The following is a 25,372-nucleotide window of genomic DNA, read 5'->3' as shown; positions in this document are numbered from 1 at the left end:
ATGGAAATGGACCGGCAGGCACGCGGCCATCAGGTGGGATCCTGCTTTCGTCCGGAGCGCAGCAGGGCCACCACGGCCAGAACCGCTACGGAAATCAGCATGGTGGAAATAGCGGCAACCGTCGGGTCGATCTTGTCGCGTAGCGCACTGAACATGACCTTGGGCAGAGTGGCGTTCGGACCGGCGGAGATGAACATGGCGATCACCACCTCGTCGAGCGAAGTGACGAAGGCAAGCAGTGCCGATGCGAACAGCGCGCCGCGAATCTGCGGGATGATGACACTTTTCCAGACGGTCATGCGACCCGCGCCGAGGCTTTCGGCGGCCAGTTCCTGATTGGGATCGAAACCGGCGAAGGCCGAGGACATGATGACGAAGACGACGGGAATCGCCAGCGCGGCATGCCCCAGGACAAGGCCCACCATACTGCCGACCAATCCGAGTTGCGCCAGCACGAAGAAATAGCCGATTGCCACGAGAATGGAGGGCACGATGGCCGGCGTCAGCAGGAAGGCACCAACAACCACTTTCACCCTGAGCGGCAGTTTCCGCGCGGCATAGGCTGCAAGCGTGCCTACGGGAACCGAGATGACCGCGCTCAGGGTCGCCGCGACGAGCGAAGCCCGCATTGCCTGCAACCATGCCAAGGAATGAAAGAAGCTTTCGTACCAGCGCAGCGAGGAATCGCGCGGCGGAAACTCGAGATAATCCGACGACGAGAAGGACATCGGTACGACGATCAGCGACGGCGCGATGAGGAAGATCATCATCACCAGCGCGAAGATCCATCTCGTCCAACTGAGCAGTCTGTTTTCGGCGAAACCGTCAAGCATGGCTTTCTCCCGAGCCGCCCATCGTCAGCCGGCGGATGAGCAGGCTGATACCAAGCAGGACGAATGTTGAGGCCAGCAGCACGACACCGATGGCGGCCGCCGCACCGAAATTGGAATAGGTGGAAAGACTGCGGGCGATGCGCATGGAAATGACCTGCATCGTGCCGCCGCCGAGAATGGCCGGAGTGACATAAAAGCCAAGGCTCATGACGAAGACCAGCGTCGCACCCGCGACGATGCCGGGCAGGGCGAGTGGCAGGAAGACCTTGCGATAGGTATAGGCGCGCGAAGCCCCCATGCTCGCCGCCGCCCGGATCAGGCTGCGATCGATCCCGCGCATCGCACCGATCACCGGCAACAGGAAGACCGGCAACATGATGTGCGTCATGCCGAGCACGGTCGCGAACATATTGAAGGCAAGCGGGAGCGGCTCGTCGATCACGCCCGACGATATGAGCCACGTATTGATGAGGCCGTTGCGTTGCAGGATGACAAGCCAGGCGTAGGCCCGCACCAGAAGCGAGGTCCAGAAGGGAAAGAGGATGGCGCCGACAAAAAGGGCGGCGGCGTGCGGCTTCAACGCCGAAATGAAGGTGGCGAGCGGAACCCCGAGGATGAGGCAGGCCAGAACCGTTTCCGCACTGACGGCGAAGGTTGTCACGAAGATGCGGCTATAGCTGGCCTGATCGTCAGTGCCTACGCCACCGCCATGGTCATCGGCGCGGTGGGCATCAACGTGGTTGGCCAGCGCCTGAGCGTCCGCGCCATCCTGCTCGGCTGCATCCTCGTCTTTTCACTTGCCAACGCGCTTTCTGCGGCAGCCCCCACCTATGGGCTGCTCATAGCGGGTCGTGTCGTCTCCGGCATGGCTCAGGGTGCGGTCTATGGTCTCGGCACCGCCGCTGCGGCCATCATCGTGCAGGAAAGTCATTCGACGCGGGCGGTATCCGTCGTCTTCGTCGGGCCGACTATCGCCATGGTCCTCGGCGTGCCGCTGGCAGCCTATGTCGGGGCGGATGGCGGGTGGCGAATGGTCTTCGTCGCCATTGGTGCGACCGCCTTTCTTGCCTGCATGCTGCTCCTGTGGGCGATGCCGCATCGCGTCGGCCTGCACATCGCGCCCGCCGGCCGGCTCGTCGGATTGCTTGGCAATCCGCAACTGCTGTCGGTCTACGCCATCACCATCCTCTCCTTCGGTGGCTCTACCATGGCCTTCACCTATTTCCCTGCCCTGTTCGGCGATCAGGACGTGAATTCCGGCTTCTACATGACGATGTTCGGAGCCGGCGCGGTGGCCGGCAACCTGCTTGCCGGCCGGGTGAGTGACCGGATCGGCTTTGCCGCCGCCGCGGTCATCGCCATCTTCGGATTGATCGCCTGTCTCGGGATCCTGCCGGTGACGCTGACAAGCCCGACCGCGCTGCCAGCCATACTTTTTCTCTGGGGAATATTCGCCTTCAGCCTGCCTCCCATTCTCCAGACCGAAGCCGTCAGGATCGCCCGCGGCAGCGGTCTTGCCGCTGCCGCTTCCAGCCTCAATACGGCTTCGTTCAACGTGGGGATCGGAGGTGCTGCCCTTTTCGCCAGCTTTCTGGTCCAGACGATCGGTATTCCCGCCATTTCATCGGTCGGTGCCGCCATGGCGACCCTCGCGCTGCTCCTGACGCTTGCCATCCGGATGCGGGCAACAAGACGACCTCGCTGACCCGAGCGATCCCGTCTTTCACCCCGTCAGATCACCACCCAACGGGCGACGCTTGTGCGCATCGGTTTCTTCCTTCAGATGGCCGATTTTCTTCGTATGATTCCCAAGATTGCAGGTGCTTCAAAGTGATCAGCAGGTGAATTGCATGAAAAAGCTGCTGACCTCCTTATCAAACAGAACGGGTTGTTCGACATTGATGGAGTGACCTCCATCGAGATCGGCGATCCTCGCGCAAGGCAGTGTTGCTGCAACGTACTCTCGGACGGGCTGGAAGGCGCGTTCGTAACGGCCGTTGACAAGCAAGGTCGGAACTGGCGTCGATCCGAACCGCGAACGGATTGACAGGTCTGGCAGCGTGAAGCGGAACAGATTGACGATGCCGGTCAACGAGGCGTTGTCCGCATCATGCGTCAGTTGCTCCCGAATGTCGGACTGAAATCGCCGGGCGTGAGCGGGATGGAAACGAAAGCGCCGCAGGGCTTCGCGTCCGTGTTGCTGCATGTCGGCAATGCGTGCGTCATTTTCCATGTGCCATTCCGGTGACGGTGTGGTTCTGAAGGCCGCACTGGCATTGGAAAAGGCTTGGGCGATGACGTGTTCGGGCCTGTCCAGCGCGTAGCGCAGGGTGAGTGCCGCACCAAAACTCTGGCCGCAAATATACCAGCGATCAATCCCCAGCCGCGCCCTGACATGATCGAGTGCGGCGACAAGCGCATCCGGGGTGTAGTCGAGTGGTTCATCCGTTGCAGGCGACAAGCCGTGGCCGGGGAGCTCCACCCGAATTCGCCTGAAATGACGCGCCAATCCTTCGTTGAGTTGCCAATGATTCCGGCTGGACATCATGCCGTGCAGGAGAAGTAAAGGCGGCTTCTCGCTAATCGGATCGACATCGGCGTTGAGTTCGATCATGTCTTGTTTCCTGAGAGGCATAGCTTGACGGACGCATGTCCGGTGAAGGTCGGATCACTTATATAGCTGTTTTAGAAGCATGGCCCGGATATGGAAGGTGCCGGCCTATTTCTCCTGTTCAAGCTGCTCACGATGTTCCGGTGCGGCAATAGCCAGCATTAGTTTTCGCCGTTCGTGAAGGCTGCGTCCGCGAAGATCCGCGACACCGTGCTCGGTTACGATCAGTCCGGCCTCGCTACGCGGCGTACTCACAGGGCCGGAAAGCCGAGCGACGATCCTGCTCTTTCCGGATGTGGCGACCGTCGAGGGCAGGGCGATGATCGGCAGGCCGCCCGGCGATCTATGGGCGCCACGAATGAAATCCGCAGCGCCTCCAACGCCGCCGACATAGGACGAGCCGACGGTTTCAGCATTGATCTGGCCGGTCAGATCAACCTCGATCGCCGAGTTGATGGCGGCGAGTTTATTCTGGCTGGCCAACACGGCGGGGTCGTGTGTGTAATGCGTGCCGCAGACCAGGATCGCGGGATTTTCGCGAGCAAATTCGTAGAGCCTTCGGCTGCCGAGCAGCCAGCCTGTGACTGTCACTCCCGTGTTGACCGGTTTGCAGGCGTTGTTGATCACGCCGGTCTCCATGAGCGTTGCAACACCATCGCCGATGACGCCCGAATGGACGCCAAGGTTACGATGCTGCACGAGAGCGTCGAGCACGGCTTCGGGAATTTGCCCAAGCCCCAGTTGCAAGGTCGAACCATCTTCGATCAGCCCGGCGACATTGTGTGCCACCTGCCTTTCAATGGGGCCGGGTACGATCGGCGGCAGTTCCAGCAAAGGGCGTGACGTGGAAATGATGGCGTCGATTTCGTCGGTCGCGATGGACGCTTCGCCGAACACATACGGCATTTGGTCGTTGATTTCGGCGATGATGATCCGGGCCGATCCTATCAGGGGTAACAGGTATTCCTGCACCAGCCCCAGGCTGTGCCGGCCATTTTTATCGGCCGGCGGTAAATGCAGCATAAGGACATCGACCGGTTGGAGCGCACTGGCGAACTGCGAATAGGGCACGGGCAGAATATCCAGCATGCCCGCTTTGGCCAGCCGCCTGTTATTGGCGCTTGCACAGTATGAGATAAAGCGTACGGCGTCGCCAAAAGCAGGTGAGGCTGCTTCGGATAGTGTCAGGCCTATACCGGCCCGAAAGCCGCCTATGGCGTGACGGTCGCGCATCAGCGCGGCCGTCAGCGTCACCGGCTCCGCTCCAGCCTGTCCCCACGCGACCATCGCGCCGGGAGTGACCCAGTCCTGCATGTGCAGGTCATCCGCGTGGATAGACCGGGTAGCCACCGGGTGACGGCGCTTGAGCCCCTGGAATGTGTCCATGGTGTTCCCCTGGAATGAAAGAGCCGGGCCGTTGGCCGGAAATGTCGCCGACATTTGTTGGAAAGCCTGCTCAGGCCGCCAGTTCGAGCGGCGCGGCGGTGCGGTTCTGCAATTCCGCCAGCGACATACCCTCGACCATATCGATGACGCGGAACCCGTGCGGCAGCACGTCAAGCACTGCGAGATCGGTATAGATGCGGCCGACCGAGCGTTGGGCTGTCAGTGGGTAGGAGCATCGCTCGACCAGACGCGGCGCACCGGTTTTCGTCACGTGTTCCATCGCAACCCAGACCCGGCGTGCACCGACAGCCAGATCCATCGCGCCACCGACAGCGGGCGCAAAGTCGCTGTCCGATCGTGCCCAGTTGGCGATGTCGCCACCCACCGCCACCTCATAGGCGCCAAGCACGCAGAGGTCGAGATGTCGTCCCCGTATCATTGCGAAGCTGTCAGCGTGGTGGAAATAGCTTCCGCCGGGGTTGAGCGTCACATGCTGTTTGCCGGCATTGATGAGCCAGGGGTCCAGTGTTTCTGGCGTGGCGGCAGGGCCGATGCCGAGGATGCCGTTTTCAGCGTGAAAGACGACCTCGATATCATTGGGCACATGGTTGGCGACCAGCGTCGGCACGCCGATACCAAGGTTGACGTACCAGCCCTCGGGAATATCGCGGGCGATACGGGCCGCGATCTGGTCGCGGGTGCGGGCTGTCCATGAATTGTTCATATGAGAAACCTCAAGCAGTAGGGGAACCGTAGGGGATGTGGACGACACGGTTGACGAAAATTCCGGGCGTGACGACCCGTTCCGGGTCCATGTCGCCGAGCGGCAGGAGATGTTGCGCCTGCGCGATCGTCAGCTTGGCAGCCATGGCGCAAACCGGGTTGAAGTTTCTGCCGGACGCCTTGTAGGTCAGGTTACCCCAGCGATCAGCCTCCCATGCCTCGATGAGGGCGACGTCGCCGTAAAGCGCGGTTTCCAGTACACATTCGCGCCCGTTATAATCGCGGACTTCCTTGCCATCTGCCAACCGGGTGCCGAATCCTGTCGGGGTGAAGAAGGCGGGAATGCCCGCACCAGCGGCGCGCATCCGCTCCGCCAGCGTGCCCTGCGGCACAAGCTCCAGCTCCAGCTTGCCCTCGCGGTAGAGTTCCTCAAAGATCGTGGAGCCGGGAATGCGGGGATAGCTGCAGATCAGCTTTCGAACGCGCCCCTCACGCAGCAGCCGCGCCAGACCGACTTGGCCATATCCGGCATTGTTGGCGACAACCGTGAGATCGCGCGCGCCCGTTTCGAGAACACCCTCGATCAGGTGCGTCGCCTGCCCTACGGCGCCGAAGCCGCCGAGCAGGAGCGTGTTGCCGTGTTCCAGCCCCTCCAATGCCTGGGCAACCGTTGCGATGGTCTTGTCAATCATTCCCTCTCCTCCCAGAGACGCCGTTTGTAGTCCGGGCCGCGAACATCTTTTAGGTGCAAAATGTTCGCAATACGGACAAATGTCCATCAAATATTGCGATGTGATTTGGCGTTGTCAAGCTGGCAAACGGGTTGCCGAGGGCGTTCCAGGTGGGGGATTTGCTGCGGAGCGCAATTAATACTTATTTATATCAATGCGATAACCGGAGACTCCGCACGTTGTCAGAGGTTTGCGAACGCAGGGGCGCTTGACGGCCTCAAAACATCGTCTATGCTGTTTATCGAACAAATGTTCGTATTGCGGACATTGTGGAGACAACATACGCTTCTTCAGGGAGGAGGAAGATGGTGAGGAAAATCATTGCATCGGTGATGGCGGCAGGTCTGCTTGCATTCGCCGGAGGCGCTTCGGCGCAGGAAAAGCCCAACGACCCAGCCAGCTATAAATTCGGGGCCATTCTGGCCATGAGTGGCAAGGCGGACTGGTATGGCAAGGTCATGAGCCGCGCCATTCAGTTGGCCGTTGACGAGATCAACGCCAAGGGTGGGGTCGATGGCATTCCGCTGGAGGCGATCATCGAAGATCACAAGAGCGGTGTCGCCAAGGAAGGCGTTTCCGCCATGAATCGGCTGATCAGCATTCACAAGGTTCAGGCTGTCCTGACCTCCTTTTCGCCGCCGACGCTGGCGATTGCGCCGATTGCGGACGAAAAGGGGATTTTGCTGCTGAACGGCGGTGGTACCAGCGCAGCGCTGCTCAAGGCCTCGCAGAACATGTTCCACAATCGCACGCTGGCCTCTGATCTGGGGCTTGCCGCAGTCAAGTGGGCGGAAACGCGCGGTCTGGGCGACATGGCCCAGATGGTCTGGAAGAACGATGCAGGCGAAAGTGTCGCCGCCTCGGCCCAGCCTTACTGGGAAAAGGCCGGACACAAGGTTGTGGCGACCGAGTTCGTCGAACTGGGTGCATCGAACATCGATACGCAGGTGGCCAAGGTTCGCGTTTCCAATCCGAGCTGGGTCGGCTTGTGGCTGTTCAGCCCGGAATCGGGTCTGGCCATCAAGAAGCTGCGTGAATTTGGCGTGAAGGCACCGCTGATCGGTATCGAGTATACCGGTGACATCAAGGAAATCGCCGGCAGCCAGGTCGAAGGTTTCGAATATGCCTCCGACTACTTCACCCCGTCGGACGAGTATCCATGGTCGCGGGATTTTGCCGCCGCCTATAAGGCGCGTTATGGCGAAGACCCGGAATTCTACGCCGCCAACTACTACGAGAACGTCTATGTTCTCGCAGAAGCAATCCGCCGTGCCCGCGCAAAGGGCGGTGATTACTGGGACGGCCGCAAGCTGATCTCGGCCATTCGCGAAAACCCGGTCTTTGACAGCGTTTATGGTGGCTCGATGACCTATCAGTCCAACGGCGTTGCCAAGAAGCGCGTCGCCATCTTCAAGGTTGAAGAGGGCAAGGGCAAGTTCGTTCAGTATGTCAGCCTCGATTGAAAGGCCTTGCGGCCGGGCTTGAGCCCCGGGGGCGGTCTGTCCGCCCCCCTCCACATCCATTCCTGACATCAAGTAGAGGGTCGATCATGGACCTTGTGATACAGCTATTGCTGAATGGCATCGTGAACGGCAGCCATTACGCACTTCTCGGGCTGGGCTTCGGGCTGATCTTTGCGACGACGCGGATCGTGCATTTCGCCTTCGGTTCAATTTTCACTTTCGGTGCTTACGTAGCCTGGTTTGTGTCCGGCTATATGGGCGCACCGATCTTTCTTGGGCTTGCGGCGGGTGTCGTTGTTGCGATGGGGCTTGGCGTTGCCTCCTATGTCGGCCTTTATCAACCGCTGGAGCGCAGAGGCGTCAGCCCTCTCATTCCGCTGATCGCTTCGCTCGGCCTGACGATCGTCCTCGAAAACTTGGTCGGGATCATTTTCGGGACCGGTGCGCGCACCATTGATGCGGAGACGAGCATCCATTTTCTTGGACCGGCGTTCTTTACGTCGATCCATGTCTGGCAGGTCGTCAGCTTCCTGCTCGTCTGCGTGCTGCTATATCTGTTCGTGAATTACACACGTTACGGCAAAGCCATCATGGCCATGACCGACGATCCGGAAATGGCGCGCGTCATCGGTATCGATACCGCGCGGGTTTCGATCCTCGTCTTTGCCCTGGGTTCGGCTCTGTCCGCCATTGCTGCCTTGTTGGTCACCCTCAAGGATGGCGCCAGCACGCATATGGGCTTTACCGCCGTCTTCATGGGCTTTGTCGCCGTGATCGTCGGCGGTGTCGGCTCGCTGCGCGGTGCTATTGCAGGCGGTTTCCTGCTCGGCCTCGTTGAAAGCCTCGGTCTGTGGAAAATATCGACCGAATGGCAGAGCTCCATCGCCTTCATCGTGCTCTTCTTGATGATCCTTCTGCGCCCGCACGGCCTTTTCAGTCTCGCGCGCAGGTAGGGAGGACACCAAATGGACTTTCTTTATCATATCGGCGTGCTGTTTTGCCTTTACGCCATCCTCGCGACCTCTTTCAATCTTCTCATCGGGTTTGCCGGGCTGTTTGCACTGTCCCATGCTGCGCTCTATGCGATCGGTGCCTATACGACCGCGATCCTGACCACCAAGCTCGGGCTTGCCTTCCCGCTGCCGCTCCTCGGTTCGGTGCTGTTTGCGATGCTCTTGAGCACGATCATCGCATTGCCCGCCTTGCGCGTGAACGGGCACTATCTCGTGATCGTGTCGCTGGCGCTGCAGATCATCGTTCTTCAGGTCATCCTGAACTGGAAATCACTGACGGGCGGCACTGACGGCATCGGCGGCATTCCGCCTTACCATTTCGGCAATCTCGTCATCGATACGCCGTTCCGCTTCATGATGGTCGCGTTCATCGCTCTCGTGCTGTGTTACTGCATCGCGCGGGTTCTCATCCGCTCGCCCTTCGGCCGGGCGCTGCGCGCCATGCGTGACAATGAATCCGCCGCCCAGGCCGTGGGTCTCGACATCCTGTTCATGAAGGTTGCGGTTTTCGCCATCTCGGCCGGTCTTGCCGCCGTGGCAGGCTCGCTGTTTGCGCAGTATTTCAGCTATGTCAGCGCCGAAAGCTTTTCCATCAACGAAACCATCTACATTCTCGCCATGGTCATTCTGGGTGGTGTGGGCAATTTGCGCGGCTCCGTGCTGGGGGCAGCCATCCTCATCATTCTGCCGGAACTGCTCAAGTTCCTGCCGCTGCCGGTGGACATCGCCGACAAGATTCGTCTGGTTCTTTACGGGTGCGTGTTGATGGCGGTTCTGGTTTTCGCTCCGCAAGGCCTTCTTCCCGAACCGCGAGGCCGTAAGGCGATGTGGGTTTCTCCGGATGGTGGCGATGACAGGACCGATGACGAAGCACTGCTTTCATCGGAAGGCGGCAAGCGAGATGAGATTGTGCTTGAAGGCCGCAATCTCGGCAAGCGCTTCGGGGGCGTCGTGGCGGTATCCGACTTTTCGATCTCGCTGAAGAAGGGCCGCATTACCGGATTGCTCGGCCCGAACGGTGCTGGCAAGACCACCGCCTTCAACCTGCTGACGGGCTTTCTCAAGCCGACTTCCGGCCAGATCCTGCTGCATGGCAAGGATATTGCCCGCAAGAAGCCGCATGAACTGGTCGATGCCGGTGTGGCGCGCTCCTTCCAGGATCTTCGGTTGTTCACCAATATGACGGTGCTGGAAAATGTGATGGTCGCCTTGCCAGGCCAGAAGGTGCGCAGCATCTGGCGGCTGTTCCTGACCCCCATGGCCGTTCGCCGCCGGGAGCAGGAGGCTATGCGCAAGGCCATGCATATCCTGCGATTTGTCGAACTTCACGACCGGGCCTATGAGACGGCTGCCGATCTTTCCTACGCGGAAGAGAAACTGCTGGTCGTGGCCCGCCTTCTGGCGACGGGTGCGGAAGTCCTGCTGTTTGACGAGCCGATGTCAGGTCTCGACCAGACCACGCTGCACGACATCTTCCCGGTGATCCGCAAACTCGCGGAACACGGCAAGGCCGTCTGCATCATCGAGCACAATCTCGATGTCATCAAGGAACTCTGCGACGAGGTTTTCTTCCTGGACGAGGGACGCACCATGGCTGTCGGCAAGCCCGACGAGCTCATGAACAATCCCGAGCTGGCTGAAAGGTATTTCAAATGACCGGTCCCATTCTGGAAACAAGGGGTCTGAGCGCAGGCTACGGCAAGAAGAAAGCCGTTCAGGGTATAGACCTTCGCCTTGCGCACGGGGAGACGCTTCTCGTGCTGGGGCACAACGGCGCTGGCAAGACGACGCTGATGCGGGCGATTTTCGGCCTGCTGAAGCCCATGTCGGGCGAGGTGTTCTACGACGGGCACGCGATCACCGGGCGTATTCCGGCCCGCAATGTGGCCGAGGGCATTGCCTTCGTGCCGCAGGGGCATGGCATTTTTCCCAGCCTGACGGTGCGCGACAATCTGGAGCTGGGCGGTTTCGTCGATGCCGATACCGCCAAGAAGAAAAAGCGGATCGAGGAGATCTACGGGATGTTTCCCATTCTCCGCGACCGTGCCGGGCAGATTGCCGGGACGTTTTCGGGCGGGCAGAAGCAGATGTTGGCCATCGGCATGGCGCTGATGCATGGGCCGCGTGTCCTGATCCTCGATGAGCCGTCCATCGGCCTTGCTCCCAATCTCGTGGGGCGAGTGATGGAGTCGATTGCCGAGATCAAGGCGCGCTTCGACGCTTCGGTCATCGTGGTGGAGCAGAACATCAAATATTCACTGCCCATCGCCGATCGCGTCATGGTTCTGAAGACTGGCGGAGTGATTTACGAAGGCGATCCCGCCCCGCTGAATGACCATGCACGTCTGGTGGAGCTTTTCTGAACTTCTGGCATTTTCCCGGCGCTGCGGCGCCGGCTCTTCCTGTCGAAGACCCAGGATCGGGCCTTCCCTGACAGGTGGAATGAACCACTCGAAAGACGGAATGAACGGGGGAGTCTACCCTTTGCAAAATGCGAACAAAAGTCCATTAACCGAACAAATGGAAGTGCAGCCGGCATTTGCCGAACGGTCGGGGAGGCAGGCATGAAGGACGCTTTCATCGTCTCTCCCCTGCGCACGCCTATCGGGCGTTTCGGCGGCGCCCTGCGACCTCTGACGGCCGACGCGCTGATGGTTCACATCATACAGGCTTTGCTGAAGCAGACCGGCATTCCCCCCGAAACCATCGGCGATGTCGTGGCTTCGCAGTCTTATGCCTCCAGCGAAGCGCCTTGCATCGGGCGTTATGGCGCTCTGGCGGCGGGGCTGCCGATCGAAGTGCCGGGCTTCACACTCGACCGGCGTTGCGGCTCCGGCCTTCAGGCCGTGGTGACTGCGGCCATGCAGGTCCAGACCGGTCAGGCGGATGCCGTTCTGGCGGTCGGCGTCGAGAGCATGAGCAACATCGAGTTCTACACGATCGACATGCGCTGGGGCCACCGGATGGGGAGCGTCCAGTTCCACGACCGGCTCGACCGGGGGCGGGTAAAGTCGCAGCCTGTGGAGCGGTTCGGGCAGATTTCCGGCATGCCGGAGACAGCGGACAATCTGGCGCGTGACTATGGCATTTCGCGTGAAGAGGCCGATGCCTTCGCCGTGCGCAGCCACCAACTGGCGGCCGCCGCCTGGCGGGAAAAGCGGTTTGAGTCCGAGGTCGTTCCTGTCGCGGTGCCCGGTCGCAAGGGTGAGACGACCCTGTTCGCACAGGATGAAGGTATCCGCGAAGACAGTAACGAGGCGCAGTTGGCACGGTTGCCGACACTGTTGCCGCAGGGCGTTTGCACGGCGGGGAATTCCAGCCAGCAAAACGATGCCGCCGCCGCCTGCCTTGTCGTCAGTGAAGACTATCTGAAGCAGCATGACCTTCAGCCAATGGCACGCCTTGCAGGATGGTCGGCGGTCGGTGTGGAGCCGAACCGGATGGGCATCGGTCCGGTACCGGCAACGAGACGTGTGCTTGAACGGACAGGTGTTTCGCTCGACAGGATCGATCTGATCGAACTGAACGAGGCGTTTGCAACGCAGGCGCTCGCGGTTCTGAAGGCGCTTGAAATCGATGATTTCGATCGGGTGAACGTCAACGGTTCCGGCATTTCACTGGGGCACCCCATCGGCGCGACCGGCATTCGCATGCTTGCCACCCTGCTGCACGAAATGGACCGGCGAAAGGCCCGTTACGGGCTCGAGACCATGTGCATTGGCGGTGGCATGGGCATGGCCGCGCTGTTCGAGCGGGTTTGAGCACCTCAGGAGGCGGAGGAGAAAGCGATGGTTGCCTATATGGCCGTGCTGACAAAAGTCATCAGCACCGAAGGATGGGAGCCCTATCAGGCGCGCGTCGCGGACTGCATTGCCCGGCATGGCGGTGAATATGTCGTGCGCCGCGGGCAGGCGCGGGTACTTGAGGGCGATTTCGCTCACGACCGTTTCACGCTGTTCCGGTTTCCATCGCTCGAAGCCATCGACCGGTTCTGGCGTTCCACTGAATATCAAAATGAAATCAAGCCATTGCGCGATGGTCTGGGCGTTCTCGACGTCTGGGCGGTGCAGGGCGCCGAATAGCGGACAGGCCCTTCGGGCACCCGCTTCACGCGATTGAGGGAAGAGAGACATGAGAGAAGTTATCGTTGCCGGCGTCGGCATTACCCGTTTCGGAAAATTTCTGGAGCGCAATCTGAAATCGTTTTCGGAGGAAGCCGTGAGCGCGGCCCTGAGCGATGCCGGTGTGCAACCGCATCAGGTCGACCAGGTGTTCTTTGGCAACGCGGCCGCCGGTCTGGTCACCGGTCAGGAAATGATCCGCGCCGAGGCGGCGCTACGCAATACCGGGCTGGATGGCAAACCGATGTTCAACATCGAGAACGCCTGCGCTTCCAGCAGCAGCGCATTCCACCTTGCCTGGCTGACGATTGCCAGCGGCCAGGCCGAAACGGCGCTTGTCGTGGGTTGCGAAAGGCTGTCGCATGAAGACAAGCGGGTTTCCTTCGAGGTTTTCGCCCGCGCGGTCGATCTGGAGGAACCGCTGCCGGAAGGCTATCAGGCCGGAAGCGGGTCGCTGTTCATGGACCTTTACGCCGCCAAGGCGCGCAAATGGATGGAAGCGACCGGCGGAACGCGGGAAGACTTTGCCCGCGTCGTGGTCAAGAGCCGGCGGGCCGGTCATCTCAATCCCGTAGCGCAGTTTCGCAACGAGACGAGCGTGGAAGAGGTGCTGGCAAGCCGGATGATCAGCGATCCGCTGACACTTTTCATGTGCTCGTCCATCGGGGACGGGGCTGCGGCCATCCTGCTGTGCTCCGACGACTTTGCCCGCAAGCTTGCGGTCAAGCCGGTTCGCGTTCGTGCGTCGGCGGTCGTCACGGCCAGAACCTCCGGTGAGCGCGAGCCGGTGGCCGTCACCGCCTCGCGCAAGGCCTATGAAATTGCCGGTCTCGGTCCGCAGGATCTCGATGTGGTGGAACTGCACGACGCCTCCGCCCCAGCCGAACTCATCCACTACGAGAATATCGGGCTTTGCGAACCGGGCGGCGCCATCGGGCTTCTGCGCTCCGGTGCAACGGATATCGGCGGGCGGGTACCGGTCAACCCGAGCGGCGGGTTGTTGAGCCGTGGCCACCCGATCGGCGCGACCGGTGCGGCCCAGATCGTGGAGTTGACCCAGCAACTCAGGGGACAAAGCGGACCACGCCAGCGTGAAGGTGCCCGGGTCGCTATGGCGGAAAACAATGGCGGCCAGCTTGCCGGCGATTCCGCCGTTGCCTGCGTCACCATTCTTTCGGTTTGAGGAGGTCGGCCATGGAACGGACAGCCATCGTGACGGGCGGGGCGCAGGGCATCGGGCGTGCCATTTCCCGTGCCCTGCTGGACAAGGGATGGACGGTTTCGGTGTGGGACCGTGATCCGGAGGCACTCGATGCTCTGGTCGTCGAGGCAGGGCCGGATGCCGGACGTCTGTTGCCGCAGACGGTCGATGTCACCTCCGGAGAGGCGGTGTCGGCGGCAGTCGAAGCGCTCAAGGAACAGGGCAATACCCCTTCGCTTCTGGTGAACAATGCCGGTGTCTCCCGCGACAAGCGCATCGTCAACATGAGCGAGGAGGATTGGGACTTCGTTCTTTCCGTGAACCTCAAGTCGCAGTTTCTCTGCTGCCGCGCCGTCGTGCCGGGCATGATCGAAGCGGGGTTCGGGCGCATCGTCAACATTTCCTCCCGTGCCTGGCTCGGCGGGTTCGGGCAGGCGAACTATTCGGCGTCCAAGGGGGGCGTGGTGAGCCTGACCCGCACGCTGGCGCTGGAACTGGCCAGCAAGGGCATTACGGTCAATGCCATTGCACCGGGTATCGTCGAGACGCCGCTTCTTCTCAGCTATGCCGATGAGGTGCGCGACAAGCTCAAGAAGACCGTGCCGGTTGGCCGTATCGGTCAGCCGGACGACATCGCGAAGGCGGTTCTGTTTTTCGCTGACCCTGACAACAGCTATGTGACTGGCCAACTGCTCTATGTGTGCGGTGGCCGCTCGCTTTCCAGCCCCAGCGTATGAAAGGAAGCGGACGAATGAGCGTGGAGAGAAAAGATACCGGGCACATTGCCGTTCTCGAACTGAATGCGCCTGATTCCATGAATGCCCTGACGGTCGAGGAACTGCGCAGCCTGCGCCGGCATCTTGCCGATTGCCGCGATGACGACAACATCCGTTGCATCATCGTGACGGGAACAGGGGAAAAGGCTTTCAGCACCGGCGCCAATCTGAAGGCGACGATGCCGGCGGAAACCTCGTTTGCCGCGGGCGTGTTGAAGAGCCGCGAGGCTGAGGCCGATCTGGGTGGCTATACCCGTTTGCTGGACCTGAACGATCTCGATCTATGGAAGCCCGTCATCGCGGCCATCAATGGCTATTGCCTTGGGGGCGGACTGGAGCTTGCCCTGCAATGCGACCTGCGGATTGCCAGCGAGACGGCGAGCTTTGCCTTGCCGGAAGTGACTGTCGCCAGTGTGCCGGCAGTCGGCGGCGTGCAATATCTGCTGCGGGCGCTGCCTGCCGCCCATGCGATGAAGCTGGCGCTGACGGGCGGGCGCATCAAGGCCGACGAGGCGCTGCGGATCGGGCTCGTCAGCGATGTCGTGCCGGGCGATGCCCTTCTGCAAACCGCTTTCGACCTGGCCGCGAAAATCGCCGCCAACGGCCCGCTCGCGGTGCAGATGGTCAAGAAGCTGGCGCTGGAGACGGCCCATATGGCCCCGCGTGATTTCGTTGCTCACTCGAATGCCGGCTGGGGCCTTCTGCGCGATAGCGCGGACAGGATCGAGGGGCGCAGAGCCTTCGCGGAAAAGCGCAAGCCAGCCTATGCGGGCCGATGACACGCCCGGCCGGTGACTTGACCAATCTTCCCCCGATTACGGAACGAAACGATGAATTTTGAACTCGACGAAGAACAGGAAATCCTTGTGGAATCGGTGCGGCGCATGTCTGCCGACACGCTCCAGCCCATTTTGGACCGTCACGACAAGGACAAGCCGCTGCCGAAATCGGCGATGCTGGAAATCTACGAACATCTGGCCGGGTTCGGCATTGCCGCCGCGCGGTTGCCGGAGGAACTGGGTGGCTCCGGCCTTTCCATGCTGAGTTACGGTCTGGTGATGGAACAGTTGCCGCCGGCCATCGCCCTGTCGCTTCTTTCCCATGACGGCTCGATGACCCGCTTCAGCGCTGGCGCCAATGAAGCCCTTCGCAACCATTACCTGCCGGACTTCATTGCGGGCCGGAAGATCATCTGCACCGCGAATTCCGAGCCGAATGCGGGATCGGATTCCAATGCCGTTTCCACGCGGCTGGAAATCGAGGGCGACCGGGCATTCATAACCGGCACCAAGATGTGGATCACCAACGCGTCGATCTGCGACTGCATGGTCGTGTCCTGCTCCACTGGCAATGACGAACAGGGGCGACCCATTCCGCAGCGCGTTTTTGTCGATCTGGCCAAGGCCCGGGTCGGACTGCATGAAACCGCTCTGGCCGGTCTCAAACAGGGGCACCTCTGCGAAGTGGTGTTCGATCGCACGGAGGTGCCGCTGGATCACCTCATCGGCGAGCCGGGCGATGCCGGCAAATACATGACCATCGTGTGGAATGCCAACCGGCCGCTGATCGGGCTCATGACGCTTGCAATCGCCCGGCGTGCGTTCGACGTCGCCATGCAGCACGCCATGGACCGCCGGCAGTTTGGAGCACCGCTCGCGGCGCGCCAACTGATACAGCAGGAATTATCCGATATGGAGGCCGCTCTGGTCAGCGCGCGCCTGACCTGCCTGATGGCGCTTGCCAATCTCGATTCGGGGCGCCGGGGCAATGGTGTTTCGGCCATGGCGAAACGGCTGGCGACGCAGGCCGCTGTCGATGTAATCAACAAGGCAATGCATATTTGCGGCGGAATGGGGATCACGGAGGAACTCGGTCTGGCGCAGCTTTGGCAGGACGCGCGCGTGTTCCAGGTGCCGGATGGCACCCAGGGCATTCTCGCGCTTATCCATGGCCGGGAATTGACGGGCATCAGCGCCTGGCGCTGAAGGCCCGGACGGATGGAAACAATGGGAGGAATTGAAATGAACCGACTGCACTGGTCGCCGCGCTCGCCTTATGTCCGCAAGGTTATGGTGGCGCTGCACGAAAAGGGGATAGCCGATCAGGTTGAGACCGTGCGGACCCTCGCTGATCCGATCTTTCCGCCGGAAAGCTTCTTTCCGGTCAATCCACTGGCCAAGATTCCGACATTGGAGCGGGAAGGCGAACCGGTACTGGTCGATTCACGCGTCATCATCGAATGGGCGGATCAGCAGGCCGGAGGAGCGGTTACTCTGTTGCCATCCGACCCCGAAGCGCGTCTCGTCGCCCTGCGCGACGATGCCATCGGTACGGGGTTGATCGATATTGCCATGACGCGGTTGATCGAGGCGGTTTTGCGCCCGGACGACAAGCGCGACGAACGGATTATCGCCACCTGCAGGAAGAAGGCGAATGCGGTGCTTGACTGGCTGGAGGCGCATGTTCCGAACCTTGAGGCGCGGCCTTTCGATGCCGGTCATCTGGCAATCGGCGTGGCGCTTTGTTACCTCGATTTCCGCTTCGCAGCCGATCAGTGGCGTGAGGGACGACCGGCCCTGGCGGCCTGGCATCAGGGCTTCAGCGAACGCCCTTCGGTGATCGCGACGGCATTCCGCGACGATCCGCGCCCCGCGAGTTGAAGCCCTCCGGCGGGCCTTGCCAGCCATGGCCCGCCGTTTTCGTTACCAGCCCATGGTCTGGCTGAGCTTTTCGGCTGCCTTCTGCAGTGCGGGCAGGAAGGTGTTCTTCAGATCGTCCACGCTGTGACGTGCCGTTACGGTCGAGGCATTCAGTGCCGTCGTGATCCGATGGTTGGCGCCCATGATTGGGACGGCGATCGAGCGAATGCCGATTTCAAGCTCCTCGTCATTGATTGCATAGCCCTGCGACCGGATGCGGGAAATTTCCTGCCAGAACCTGTCGCGTTCAGTGATCGAGTTCGGTGTCAATTGCTTGAGTGGATGCGCCGAAAGCCAGCGATTGAGTTCCTCGTCCGCAAGGGATGCCAGCAGCACCCGGCCGATGGACGTGTAGGCGGCAGGCAGGCGCGTGCCGTTGACGATGCGCGAGGAATAGATGCGGCGGATTTCCGCGCGGTCAATATAGACGATTTCTGCCCCATCCAGAATCCCGACCGAGGCGGATTCGTCGAGTTCTTCCGTCAGCTTGTGCAGGATTGCGGACGAACCGTCGCCCAAGCCACGGGGCATCAGAAAGCCACGGGAAAGGTTCACCAGTTTGGGCGTAAGCCAGAAGAATTTGCCATCGAAATCGACATAATTGATCTCTTTCAGGGTCAGCAGCAGGCGGCGTGCTGTGCCACGGCTCAGGCCCGTCAGCTTGGCGGCATCGGTCAGCGTCATCCGACCCTGCTGCTTGACAGCGGCCGGGCTGGTGAAACATTCCAGTATGCTCATGCCACGCGCGACGGCGACGACGAAATCCGAACCACGCTTGTCGTCGTCCGTGTCCGGACCGTCGTCTGTTTCCGGTGTCATCGTCTTGCTCATCTTTCCCGGCGCTCCCGGTGTTCGTGAATTTCCGGCGGTTTGGAGCCGCACCTTTCGCTTCTCTATACTTGACATTGCGGCGTAAGGGAATCTACATTTTGAACAAATGTTCGTATTGCGAACATTGATGGATGCTTTCGGGCTTGCCGCCCGCTCCGATGGAGCGGTTCGGTCGCCGAGGAGCGGAAGCATTCGCGAGGATCATGTCAGGGAGGAATACATGAGCGAACTGGAACAGCGCATCGGTGCGATTGAAGATCGCATGGCAATTACGGAATTGCGCGCCCACTATTGCCACGTTCTGGATGACCGGGACTGGAACGCGCTGGCCGGATTGTTCACGCAGGACGGCGAATTCCAGGGGCTTGCCCATGTGAAGGGGCGGGATGAAGTTCTGCGCTTTTTCCGGGACACGGTGGATGGCATTGCCCAGGGCTTCTGGCACTTCTGCACAAACGCCACGGTGAAACTCGATGGCATCACGGCCACCGGCCGCATCTCGATGCAGTATCTTTCGGTCAAGAACGGGGTCTCCTATGTCTCTGCCGGGCATTACGACGATGAGTTCCGCAAGGAAGACGGTGTCTGGCGGTTCCGCAAGCGCAAGATAACCTTCTACTATTTCGCGCCGTTGACGGAGGGCTTCGTCGGACGCCCTGTCTATATCGATCCGCAAGGCTTGCCGCTCGACGCGGAAGCGCAGGCTGCCCGCTGGCAGGATCGCAAGCACAAGGAAGCCGTGGCATGATGATGCAGAGCAGAATGATTGGCAGGGCGCGTGTGACCCGTGTCGTGGAATATTCGGCACCGACGCACGATCCGGCCTTTCTCTTTCCCGATCTGACGCCGGAGGATCTGGCCAGCCTGTCGACGGAACTGGCGCCGCATCACTATGTCCCGGCGATGAATCGGTTGGTGGTGACCATCCAGATCTGGATCGTGCAGATCGATGGCAAGGTCATTCTCATCGACACCGGTGTCGGCAACGGCAAGACGCGCGGACCTGCGCGCATGAATGCCTTGAACAATCGCGTGCCGGAATGGCTGCAGGCCGCAGGTGCGGGATTTGCGGACGTGACCCACGTCGTGCAGACTCATCTTCATGCCGATCATACCGGATGGAATACCGTTCTGGATGATGGTCAGTGGCGCCCGGCTTTCCCGAATGCCCGCTATCTCATGCCGCAGAACGATTACGAGCATCTGGCCAAGGCCGCGCGCGACGGGTCGGATCTGACCATGGATCGGAGCTGGCAGGATAGTGTTGCGCCTGTCATCGATGCAGGACTGGTCGATTTCATCAGCGACGATGCAGGCATCATCGCGGGTTGTCTGAACGTCGAGCCCGTTCCAGGCCATACACCGGGCATGTTGAGCTATCGTTTGAATTCGGAAGGCGAGGAGGGGCTGTTCTGCGCTGACGTGTTCCACTCACCGATCCAGATCCTGCGGCCCGACATCAATACCGCCTATTGCCAGCTTCCCGAGGTGGCCAGGGCAACGCGGGCGCGGGTACTGGCGGACGCTGCCGAGCGCGGCACGTTGATCATGCCCATGCATTTCGGTGCGCCTTACTGTGGTTATGTGCGCAAGCAGGGCGATGGCTACCGGTTCGAAGGTGCGGTCTGGCCGTAACGCCTCATCGGGTCATGTTGTCATCAAGCGGGAGAGGCGTGCGGGTCGCGTCCTCTCCAGTTCCGGAATCTGATGGAAGGTGCCTCTTATGGATATCGGGCAGCTCAAAACCCTGATTCATGTCGCGGAGCTTGGAAGCATCAGCAAGGCATCCGCGCGGCTCAACATCGTCCAGCCCGCCTTGAGCCGCAAGATAAGACTTCTCGAGGAGGAACTGGATGTCGTTCTGTTTGACCGGGACGGACGCGGCATGGTGCCCACCACGATGGGCGGCAAGATTATCGGCCACGCCATAAAGGTCATGGACGAACTGGAAGACATCCGCAGGCTGGCCGCTTCGCGGACCGAGAAGCTGGCAGGGGAGGTCGTGATTGGTGTTACGCCCACCGTGGCAGAGTTCGCCACCGTGCCGCTGGCCCAGAGAGCGGCTGCCGAACATCCTGATCTTGCCGTGCGTTTCACCTCGGCGTTCAGCGGCTATCTGCTCGACTGGCTGCAGAGCGGGGATATCGATGTTGCATTGTCCTATGATCCCGAGCGGGTGGCCAGTCTGCGGGTTCGCCCGGTGATGATCGAAAATCTTCTTCTGATCCGTCATAAACAATGCGCGGACGATGGCGAAACCAGCATTGCATTCTCCCGGCTGGCGGGGGAGCGGCTGGTGCTGCCCAGCCAGCGGCATGGGCTGCGCAAGATTCTCGATGCCTGCGCCCTTCGCGCCGGCATCACGCTCAAGCCGTCGGTCGAGGCGGATTCGCTCAATGCCATCGTGGCTCTGGTCCGCAATGGTTTCGGCTCGACGATTCTGCCCTTGCCGCCTGTTTATGACGCCGTTCTGGAAGGGCGGTTGCAGGCCGTGCCGATCTTCGATCCCGCCCCAACCCGCACGCTGGTCATCGTATCGGCCTTTGATCGTGGATTGACGGATGCCGCCCAGTTCATCGCCAATACATTCATCGATGTCGCGAATGAATTCGTTTCCCAGCGCGGATGGGCAGGCACCATGCTGGCGTGAGCCGGGCGGCTGCCTATCGCAAACCGGCATAGCTCATTGAGCGCAACTCTATTGGCGTCACGATCTGCAAGCTCTTAAAAACAGAGAGAAATTGGTCCCGGGCGAAGCAATGGGCAGCCGGCCCGCCCGCCGCCTGGGCCTGCATCGGTTATCGCGGATTGGAGAAGGCACATGCAGGTCACGCGTGGTAAGGATTTTCAGGATATTCGCGATGCGGTTCGCGCGCTTTGCGCCGGGTTTCCATCCGAATATCATCGTCGGATCGATGAAGCGCGTGGTTATCCGGAGGAATTCGTCGATGCGTTGACGAAAGCGGGCTGGATGGCTGCCCTTATCCCGGAAGAATATGGTGGATCGGGCCTCGGTCTGACGGAGGCCTCCGTCATCATGGAGGAGATCAACCGTTCCGGCGGCAATTCCGGGGCCTGCCATGGTCAGATGTACAATATGAACACGCTGGTCCGGCATGGTTCGGAGGAGCAGCGCAGGCGTTATCTGCCGAAAATCGCGTCCGGCGAGCTGCGTCTTCAGTCCATGGGCGTGACGGAACCGACGACCGGAACCGATACTACGCGCATCAAGACGACGGCGGTCCGCAGGGGGGATCGTTACGTCATAAATGGACAGAAGGTGTGGATTTCCCGTGTCCAGCATTCTGACCTGATGATCCTTCTGGCGCGCACCACGCCACTCGACCGGGTGGCGAAGAAGTCGGAAGGCATGTCCATCTTCATCGTCGATCTGAAGGATGCCATCGGCAAGGGCATGACTGTCCAGCCGATCCTCAATATGGTCAATCACGAGACCAACGAGCTCTTCTTCGACAATCTTGAAATTCCGGCGGAAAACCTGATCGGCGAAGAAGGGCAGGGCTTCAAGTATATTCTCACCGGTCTCAATGCGGAGCGCACATTGATTGCGGCCGAGTGCATTGGCGATGGCTACTGGTTTGTCGAGAAAGTGTCCGAATATGTGAAGGATCGCCAGGTTTTCGGACGCCCGATCGGCCAGAATCAGGGCGTGCAGTTCCCGATCGCGGAAAGTTATATCGAAATCGAAGCCGCCAATCTGATGCGCTACGAGGCCTGCCGGCTTTACGATGCGCATGAACCGTGCGGTGCACAGGCCAACATGGCCAAGTATCTGGCCGCCAAGGCTTCGTGGGAAGCCGCCAACGCCTGCCTTCAGTTCCATGGCGGTTTCGGTTTTGCCTGCGAGTACGATGTCGAACGAAAGTTCAGGGAAACGCGCCTTTATCAGGTTGCCCCCATCTCCACCAATCTCATTCTGAGCTATGTGGCGGAGCATGTTCTCGGCCTGCCGAGGTCGTTCTGATGACGCGGTCGTCCCGCCTTCCTCTCGAAGGCATCCGGGTCATCGCCATCGAGCAGGCGGTTGCCGCGCCTTTCTGCTCGGCACGTCTGGCCGACGCGGGCGCCCATGTCGTCAAGATCGAGCGGCCGGAGGGGGATTTCGCCCGGGGTTATGACGATGTCTGCGCCGGGCAGAGCAGTTATTTCGTCTGGCTCAATCGCGGCAAGGAGTCGCTTGTCCTTGATCTCGCTTTGCCAGAGGGCAGGCAGGTGCTGAGCGATCTCATCGCACAGGCCGATGTGGTGGTTCAGAACCTGAAGCCCGGCGCATTGGATCGGCTGGGTTTCGGCTTGGCGCGGCTGCGTGAAGCCTATCCGCGGCTCATCCTCTGCTCGATCAGCGGCTTTGGTGAGGATGGGCCGATGGCTGGGCGCAAGGCCTATGACCTGCTCATCCAGGCGGAAGCCGGACTGTCCTCCATAACCGGTGGCCCGGAAGAGCCGGCGCGCGTCGGCATTTCGGTGGTCGATATTGCCACGGGCGCGACGGCCCATGCCGCCATTCTCGAAGCCCTGATCGCGCGCTCGATCACCGGGCAAGGCGCGGATATCCGGGTTTCGATGTTCGATGTGATGGCCGAATGGTTGACGGTGCCGCTGCTGCAGGCGGAGGGTGGAAAGCCGCCCCGGCGTCTTGGTCTGGCGCATCCGTCCATCGCACCCTATGGCGTTTTTACCACGAAGGAGGGCAAGGCCATTCTCATCGCCATTCAGAGCGAGCGTGAATGGGCACAGTTCTGTGCCGAGGTTCTGCGACAGCAGGAAAAGGCAGCAGACCCGCTCTACGCGACCAACGTGGCGCGCGTCTCGAACTATGCCGAGACTGCCGCACTGGTTGCCGGTGTCTTCGTCTCGCTGACGGAGGAGGAAGCCATATGCCGTATGGTGAAGGCCGATACGGCATTCGCTTCCATCAATGACATGGCCGGGTTGTCGCAACACCCGCATTTGCGGCGGATTATGGTGGAAACCGAAGCCGGTCCTGTTGCCTGTCCCGCGCCTGCGCCGATCTTTATCGATGCGCCGCGCAGCTACGGCGCCGTCCCCGCACTTGGCCAGCATGGAAATCCCAAGGAGAACACACGATGAGCGATACGCATTCCACGGCAATCGATGCCGAGCATCTCCGCTCGTGGATTGGCCGTCAGGAAACGGCAATTGATACGGTTTCCATCGATCTGGTCCAAAAATTCAATGCAACGCTCGATCTGACGGCGGATTTGCCGGTGACGGGTGATATTGCCCCGCTGCTGATCAATTACTGCCTGGCGCAACCCGTTGTTCGGGGCAGTCTTCTCGGGCATGACGGTCATCCGCAGAAGGGTGGTTTTCTGCCGCCCGTTCCGTTGCCACGTCGCATGTGGGCAGGCAGCAGCCTGACCTTTCATGGGGATTTCCATGTAGGCGACGCTGTGACCCGCAATTCACGTATCGTGGATGTCGCGATCAAGCATGGTCGCACCGGCCTGCTCTGCTTCGTCACGGTCGAGCATCGTTCCGAGGTGGATGGTCATGTGGTCGTCGAGGAAAAGCAGGACATCGTCTATCGGGAAGCGGCGACCGCGGCTGGGACGGTGAAGACGGACGATCCTGCCGAGCCAGCGTCGATCGGGACGTATACCCGCTCGGCTCCGGTCGATCCCACCCTGCTCTTTCGCTATTCCGCCCTGACTTTCAACGGTCACCGCATTCATTACGATCAACCCTATGCTGTTCATGTCGAGCATTATCCCGGTCTTGTCGTGCACGGTCCCTTGCAGGCAACCCTGCTCCTGAATTTTGCCCGCGATCTGAAGGGCAACGTGCCGAAGCGCTTTACATTCCGCGGACAGTCGCCGCTCTTTGATCACGACAGGATTTTTCTACATGCGGTCGAGAGTGACCGGGGGCTCAGGTTGTGGACGGCGCGGGAAGGCGGCCCTGTGGGACTAAGCGCGGAGGCCGTTTGGGAATGATCCTCGGACATTTCACAGCACCGCTGTTCGTTCCCGGTAATCGCCCTGAGCGGTTCATGAAGGCGGCGGCGTCCGGGGCGGATGCGGTCATCGTCGATCTGGAGGATGCCGTCGCGCCGGATGCGAAAGAGACCGCTCGGGCGGCGCTGGACGTCAGCTTTACCGACCGGCCTGTTTTCCTGCGGATCAATGGTGAGGGAACGCCGTGGCATGCCGATGACCTGAAGGCGGCGGCAACCCTGCCGCTGGGAGGCATTATCGTGCCCAAGGCGGAACTGGGTGGCGATCTTGCAGCGCTTGCGGCCATCAGCCACGTACCGGTTCTGGCTCTGATTGAAACCGCGCGGGGGCTTGCCGAGGCACGACAGATTGCTTCTCTCGCAGGGGTCGAGCGGTTGATTTTCGGCTCAGTGGATTTCTGTGCCGATCTGGGATGCGCCCATACGCGTGAAGCGCTTCTCTGCGCCCGTTCCGAACTGGTTCTGGCGTCGCGTCTTGCCGGTCTTGCCGCACCGGTCGATGGTGTGACGACGGTTATCGAAGACGCGGAACTCATCACGACGGATGCCCGTCATGCATGTGATCTTGGCTTCGGTGGCAAGCTCGCCATTCATCCGAAACAGGTCGGGCCGATCTTGGCGGGCTTCCGGCCCGTTGCCCGGGAAATCGATTGGGCGAACAAGGTTCTTGTCAGTGGCGATGGCGCGGTGAGCGTTGATGGAGCGATGGTGGATGAGCCGGTGCGCATTCGTGCACGCGCCATTCTGGCCAGGGCGGCGCGTCAGACCACCTGATATTTGCAATGAGGAGGAAGCCTTATGAAGATTCACGTGCCCGTTAAGCGGGTTGTTGACTACAACGTTAAGATCCGTGTGAAGACGGATGGCAGCGGCGTTGAGTTGGCGAATGTGAAGATGTCGATGAACCCGTTTGACGAGATTGCGGTGGAAGAGGCGCTGCGTTTGAAGGAAGCGGGCAAGGCGGCGGAAGTGGTTGCGGTGTCGAT

Annotated in this window: 26 protein-coding genes and 1 pseudogene; 20 read left to right on the top strand and 7 right to left on the bottom strand. The window is 60.7% G+C overall.

Annotated features, from left to right (window positions below):
* Nucleotides 1-29: 29 nt before the first annotated feature.
* Together GGQ66_RS20260 and GGQ66_RS20255 are read right to left on the bottom strand one after the other, a co-directional pair.
* A complete protein-coding gene (locus GGQ66_RS20260) occupies nucleotides 30-833 on the bottom strand; it encodes an ABC transporter permease (RefSeq protein WP_183795058.1) in 804 nt (267 codons plus the stop codon).
* Nucleotides 826-1,494: an ABC transporter permease gene (locus GGQ66_RS20255; RefSeq protein WP_183795056.1), complete on the bottom strand. Its 669-nt coding sequence runs from the start codon at nucleotides 1,492-1,494 to the stop codon at nucleotides 826-828. Before GGQ66_RS20255 ends, GGQ66_RS20260 begins: the two co-directional genes overlap by 8 nt.
* Between GGQ66_RS20255 and GGQ66_RS20250 the strand changes: the two genes are divergently transcribed.
* On the top strand, nucleotides 1,402-2,538 hold the full coding sequence (locus tag GGQ66_RS20250) for an MFS transporter (protein ID WP_183795054.1): 1,137 nt from the start codon (nucleotides 1,402-1,404) through the stop codon (nucleotides 2,536-2,538). The genes GGQ66_RS20255 and GGQ66_RS20250 overlap by 93 nt on opposite strands.
* 129 nt (nucleotides 2,539-2,667) lie before the next feature.
* Here the strand turns inward: GGQ66_RS20250 and GGQ66_RS20245 are convergent, their stop codons facing one another.
* The 4 genes from GGQ66_RS20245 to GGQ66_RS20230 form a co-directional block, all read right to left on the bottom strand.
* A complete protein-coding gene (locus GGQ66_RS20245) occupies nucleotides 2,668-3,447 on the bottom strand; it encodes an alpha/beta fold hydrolase (RefSeq protein ID WP_183795052.1) in 780 nt (259 codons plus the stop codon).
* A gap of 105 nt (nucleotides 3,448-3,552) precedes the next feature.
* Nucleotides 3,553-4,830 carry an acetyl-CoA hydrolase/transferase family protein gene (locus tag GGQ66_RS20240; RefSeq protein WP_210287350.1) on the bottom strand — a complete coding sequence of 426 codons (1,278 nt, stop codon included), beginning with the start codon at nucleotides 4,828-4,830 and terminating at the stop codon, nucleotides 3,553-3,555.
* A 70-nt stretch (nucleotides 4,831-4,900) separates the two neighbouring features.
* Nucleotides 4,901-5,554 carry a 3-oxoacid CoA-transferase subunit B gene (locus GGQ66_RS20235; protein ID WP_183795050.1) on the bottom strand — a complete coding sequence of 218 codons (654 nt, stop codon included), beginning with the start codon at nucleotides 5,552-5,554 and terminating at the stop codon, nucleotides 4,901-4,903.
* A 10-nt stretch (nucleotides 5,555-5,564) separates the two neighbouring features.
* Nucleotides 5,565-6,242 carry a 3-oxoacid CoA-transferase subunit A gene (locus GGQ66_RS20230; RefSeq protein WP_441397342.1) on the bottom strand — a complete coding sequence of 226 codons (678 nt, stop codon included), beginning with the start codon at nucleotides 6,240-6,242 and terminating at the stop codon, nucleotides 5,565-5,567.
* Between the two features lie 347 nt (nucleotides 6,243-6,589).
* Here GGQ66_RS20230 and GGQ66_RS20225 point away from each other — a divergent pair, with 347 nt between their 5' ends.
* From GGQ66_RS20225 to GGQ66_RS20175, 11 genes are all read left to right on the top strand, one after another.
* Entirely contained in the window at nucleotides 6,590-7,747 is a 1,158-nt protein-coding gene (locus GGQ66_RS20225) for an ABC transporter substrate-binding protein (RefSeq protein WP_210287349.1), read from the top strand.
* 86 nt (nucleotides 7,748-7,833) lie between these two features.
* Nucleotides 7,834-8,700: a branched-chain amino acid ABC transporter permease gene (locus GGQ66_RS20220; protein WP_183795046.1), complete on the top strand. Its 867-nt coding sequence runs from the start codon at nucleotides 7,834-7,836 to the stop codon at nucleotides 8,698-8,700.
* Between the two features lie 12 nt (nucleotides 8,701-8,712).
* Nucleotides 8,713-10,416: a branched-chain amino acid ABC transporter ATP-binding protein/permease gene (locus GGQ66_RS20215; RefSeq protein ID WP_183795043.1), complete on the top strand. Its 1,704-nt coding sequence runs from the start codon at nucleotides 8,713-8,715 to the stop codon at nucleotides 10,414-10,416.
* On the top strand, nucleotides 10,413-11,123 hold the full coding sequence (locus GGQ66_RS20210; protein ID WP_062653156.1) for an ABC transporter ATP-binding protein: 711 nt from the start codon (nucleotides 10,413-10,415) through the stop codon (nucleotides 11,121-11,123). The genes GGQ66_RS20215 and GGQ66_RS20210 overlap by 4 nt, the downstream gene beginning before the upstream one ends.
* Nucleotides 11,124-11,324: 201 nt before the next feature.
* Nucleotides 11,325-12,521 (top strand): acetyl-CoA C-acetyltransferase, encoded by a 1,197-nt coding sequence (locus GGQ66_RS20205; protein ID WP_183795041.1) that lies wholly within the window; start codon nucleotides 11,325-11,327, stop codon nucleotides 12,519-12,521.
* 27 nt (nucleotides 12,522-12,548) lie between these two features.
* Nucleotides 12,549-12,842 carry a DUF1330 domain-containing protein gene (locus tag GGQ66_RS20200; protein WP_183795039.1) on the top strand — a complete coding sequence of 98 codons (294 nt, stop codon included), beginning with the start codon at nucleotides 12,549-12,551 and terminating at the stop codon, nucleotides 12,840-12,842.
* Nucleotides 12,843-12,891: 49 nt separating this feature from the next.
* A complete protein-coding gene (locus tag GGQ66_RS20195; RefSeq protein WP_183795037.1) occupies nucleotides 12,892-14,064 on the top strand; it encodes a thiolase family protein in 1,173 nt (390 codons plus the stop codon).
* Nucleotides 14,065-14,075: 11 nt separating this feature from the next.
* The gene (locus tag GGQ66_RS20190) at nucleotides 14,076-14,819 is read left to right on the top strand and encodes an SDR family NAD(P)-dependent oxidoreductase (protein WP_183795035.1); all 744 of its coding nucleotides are present in this window, start codon (nucleotides 14,076-14,078) and stop codon (nucleotides 14,817-14,819) included.
* Nucleotides 14,820-14,833: 14 nt separating this feature from the next.
* Nucleotides 14,834-15,637 (top strand): enoyl-CoA hydratase/isomerase family protein, encoded by an 804-nt coding sequence (locus GGQ66_RS20185; RefSeq protein WP_062653166.1) that lies wholly within the window; start codon nucleotides 14,834-14,836, stop codon nucleotides 15,635-15,637.
* Between the two features lie 51 nt (nucleotides 15,638-15,688).
* The gene (locus GGQ66_RS20180) at nucleotides 15,689-16,843 is read left to right on the top strand and encodes an acyl-CoA dehydrogenase family protein (protein WP_183795033.1); all 1,155 of its coding nucleotides are present in this window, start codon (nucleotides 15,689-15,691) and stop codon (nucleotides 16,841-16,843) included.
* 36 nt (nucleotides 16,844-16,879) lie between these two features.
* Nucleotides 16,880-17,518, top strand: a complete 639-nt coding sequence (locus GGQ66_RS20175) for a glutathione S-transferase family protein (RefSeq protein ID WP_183795031.1) — start codon at nucleotides 16,880-16,882, stop codon at nucleotides 17,516-17,518.
* A gap of 42 nt (nucleotides 17,519-17,560) precedes the next feature.
* Here GGQ66_RS20175 and GGQ66_RS20170 read toward each other — a convergent pair whose 3' ends face one another.
* Nucleotides 17,561-18,388: an IclR family transcriptional regulator domain-containing protein gene (locus GGQ66_RS20170; protein ID WP_183795029.1), complete on the bottom strand. Its 828-nt coding sequence runs from the start codon at nucleotides 18,386-18,388 to the stop codon at nucleotides 17,561-17,563.
* Between the two features lie 220 nt (nucleotides 18,389-18,608).
* Here GGQ66_RS20170 and GGQ66_RS20165 point away from each other — a divergent pair, with 220 nt between their 5' ends.
* The 8 genes and pseudogenes from GGQ66_RS20165 to GGQ66_RS20130 form a co-directional block, all read left to right on the top strand.
* Entirely contained in the window at nucleotides 18,609-19,136 is a 528-nt protein-coding gene (locus GGQ66_RS20165; RefSeq protein ID WP_062653174.1) for a nuclear transport factor 2 family protein, read from the top strand.
* The gene (locus tag GGQ66_RS20160) at nucleotides 19,133-20,023 is read left to right on the top strand and encodes an MBL fold metallo-hydrolase (RefSeq protein ID WP_237359008.1); all 891 of its coding nucleotides are present in this window, start codon (nucleotides 19,133-19,135) and stop codon (nucleotides 20,021-20,023) included. The genes GGQ66_RS20165 and GGQ66_RS20160 overlap by 4 nt, the downstream gene beginning before the upstream one ends.
* A gap of 88 nt (nucleotides 20,024-20,111) precedes the next feature.
* Nucleotides 20,112-21,038 carry a LysR family transcriptional regulator gene (locus tag GGQ66_RS20155; RefSeq protein ID WP_183795027.1) on the top strand — a complete coding sequence of 309 codons (927 nt, stop codon included), beginning with the start codon at nucleotides 20,112-20,114 and terminating at the stop codon, nucleotides 21,036-21,038.
* A gap of 171 nt (nucleotides 21,039-21,209) precedes the next feature.
* The gene (locus GGQ66_RS20150; protein ID WP_183795025.1) at nucleotides 21,210-22,373 is read left to right on the top strand and encodes an acyl-CoA dehydrogenase family protein; all 1,164 of its coding nucleotides are present in this window, start codon (nucleotides 21,210-21,212) and stop codon (nucleotides 22,371-22,373) included.
* Complete coding sequence (locus tag GGQ66_RS20145) at nucleotides 22,373-23,500, top strand: CaiB/BaiF CoA transferase family protein (RefSeq protein ID WP_183795023.1); 1,128 nt, start codon at nucleotides 22,373-22,375, stop codon at nucleotides 23,498-23,500. Before GGQ66_RS20150 ends, GGQ66_RS20145 begins: the two co-directional genes overlap by 1 nt.
* Nucleotides 23,497-24,366: an HTD2 family dehydratase gene (locus tag GGQ66_RS20140; RefSeq protein ID WP_183795020.1), complete on the top strand. Its 870-nt coding sequence runs from the start codon at nucleotides 23,497-23,499 to the stop codon at nucleotides 24,364-24,366. The genes GGQ66_RS20145 and GGQ66_RS20140 overlap by 4 nt, the downstream gene beginning before the upstream one ends.
* Nucleotides 24,363-25,160 carry an HpcH/HpaI aldolase/citrate lyase family protein gene (locus GGQ66_RS20135; protein WP_183795018.1) on the top strand — a complete coding sequence of 266 codons (798 nt, stop codon included), beginning with the start codon at nucleotides 24,363-24,365 and terminating at the stop codon, nucleotides 25,158-25,160. Before GGQ66_RS20140 ends, GGQ66_RS20135 begins: the two co-directional genes overlap by 4 nt.
* 24 nt (nucleotides 25,161-25,184) lie before the next feature.
* Nucleotides 25,185-25,372, top strand: a pseudogene (locus tag GGQ66_RS20130) (electron transfer flavoprotein subunit beta/FixA family protein); the annotation flags it as partial.

The sequence above is a fragment of the Allorhizobium borbori genome (genome assembly GCF_014196535.1).
In the GTDB taxonomy this organism is placed as follows: Bacteria; Pseudomonadota; Alphaproteobacteria; order Rhizobiales; family Rhizobiaceae; genus Ectorhizobium; species Ectorhizobium borbori.
Note: the sequence above shows the minus strand (reverse complement) of the source record. Positions and strands in the feature narration are given on the sequence as shown.